This window comes from Kitasatospora sp. NPDC059973 (assembly GCF_042737525.1).
Classification (GTDB): Bacteria; Actinomycetota; Actinomycetes; order Streptomycetales; family Streptomycetaceae; genus Kitasatospora.
Window position 1 is genome coordinate 1 of the sequence record NZ_JBHWUI010000359.1, and the last position, 1,761, is coordinate 1,761.

Sequence of the window (1,761 nt, forward strand, 5' to 3'; positions counted from 1 at the left end):
GCCCTCTCAGTGCGTCATGTGTCAAGATTTGCTGCTAGCACGTAACGTCGCAGCGACTACATGAAGGGAGGCGAGCCATGCCAAGCACGGCCGATGAGATTGCAGCCAACCTGCGCACACAGATCCAGCGGGGCGAGCTGCAGCCAGGAGACCGGTTGCCAGGCATCGAGACGCTGGCCGAGCGCTACTCGGTGAACCGTCAGACTGCGCGCCAGGCGTTGAACCAGCTCAAGGCTGAGGGCCTAGCCGAGTCTCCGGGCGGCCGTGCCGGAACGATCGTGCGCCAGCGTCCAACGACGCGGCTCGTGCGGTCCCGCAACATCGAGCGTGACCACCTGGGCTACTACTCCGGACCAACCGTCCAACACTGGCGCACCATTCAGGGCCTCGGTCTCGCCATCGACACCCGCCCCGTACCGGCGGATGTCGCGGAACTGCTGGGCATCACTCCCGGGACTCTGGTCCTACTCCGCGAGCGCGCCAACGGCGATCCGGAGCAGCCGCAGTACCGCCAGCTCGCCGCATCCTGGTTCCACCCCGACATCGTCGAGGACGTGCCGGTCCTCGCCGGCGGCACCGGCCTCGGCGGCTCGTATGACCGCATTGAGGAGTGGGCCCAGCAACCACTGCAGTGGGAAGAGGAGGTCACCGCGGCTACACCGAACCCGGCTGAGGCTGAGACGTTGCTCCTGCCTCCTGGCGTGCCAATGCTGCGAATCCTGCGGGTTGCCTCTCTCGGACGCGGTAGTAAGGCCCGCGTGGTGGAGGTGCAGGACATCCGAATGTCCGGCGAGCTGTTCAGCGTCAGGTATCCGCTACAACGTCGCGGCGCGGCTCGATGGCCTGTGCAGCCCTCAACCGGCGACTACTACTCGGCAGGATCTCAGCCCTAAATCCCCGCCCCGGAGAATCGAACACTCATCCGATACGTTCCGGTATAGGCCCCTCGTGAGGCACTCTGCCCACGCAGTGCCCCACAGTCGCCGGTGTCACTAGCGTCCGAACCCCCGTTGTACCGACAGGAGATCACCCCATGGCAGGTGAAGAGGTATGGCTCACAGTGCCCGAGATCGCGCGTCGCTTCCGCATCTCGACTCGGACCGCGTACCGCTGGGCAAACAGCGGCCGCGGGCTGCGGGTCCTTCGAACGGGCCCGACGGGCCGGGGAATCCGCGTCCACCGTGGAGACCTCGAACGTATGGAGCGCGAGTCACGGCAGTGGGGCACCGGCTCCTGGACCACCGCGTAAACCAGTGGGGGCCGCCCTGTGTCACCAGGACGGCCACCCCAAGAAGACCGCCCAGACACCAATCTGAACTCGGTCGCTAGTACCGGCGATACGCCTTGATACCACCCCCACGGTAGCCCAGATCTGCCAGCTCAGGCAGACACTCATGGACCACGGTGGCAGAGGTGGCATGGTCTATCGCCGGGGCTGCGGCCCTAAGCACGGAGAGACCGTGAACCATCCCACAGCTGAGAGAACTCTCGGCGTCCCACAGCCCCCCACCCCCCGCGCGAGCGGCCTCACGGCTGGCCTCGGAGGGCGGCCGCCCGTCGACATCGGCGCGCACCAGCTGGCCGTCACCCTGACGTGGGTAGGCCGCGGCTTCTCCGTGGTCCCCTGCTCCCGTACCGACAAGGGCGCACTGGTCGCCGGATTCGGCAAGGATGCGACGGCCGAGGAACTGGCGAAGTTCACCGACCAGGATCAGGTCCGGGCCTGGTGGTCCGGCCGCTTCAGGCGCGCTCACGTCGGGC

The 1,761-nt window shown here is 67.0% G+C and carries 3 protein-coding genes; all 3 read left to right on the top strand.

What is annotated here, in order from left to right:
• Nucleotides 1-77 precede the first annotated feature (77 nt).
• Entirely contained in the window at nt 78-893 is an 816-nt protein-coding gene (locus ACFWA9_RS39100; protein WP_377541226.1) for a GntR family transcriptional regulator, read from the top strand.
• 140 nt (nt 894-1,033) lie between these two features.
• Nucleotides 1,034-1,249 (top strand): helix-turn-helix domain-containing protein, encoded by a 216-nt coding sequence (locus tag ACFWA9_RS39105; RefSeq protein ID WP_377541225.1) that lies wholly within the window; start codon nt 1,034-1,036, stop codon nt 1,247-1,249.
• A 211-nt stretch (nt 1,250-1,460) separates the two neighbouring features.
• The coding region (locus ACFWA9_RS39110; protein ID WP_380394353.1) for a hypothetical protein at nt 1,461-1,761 on the top strand (301 nt) is incomplete at its 3' end.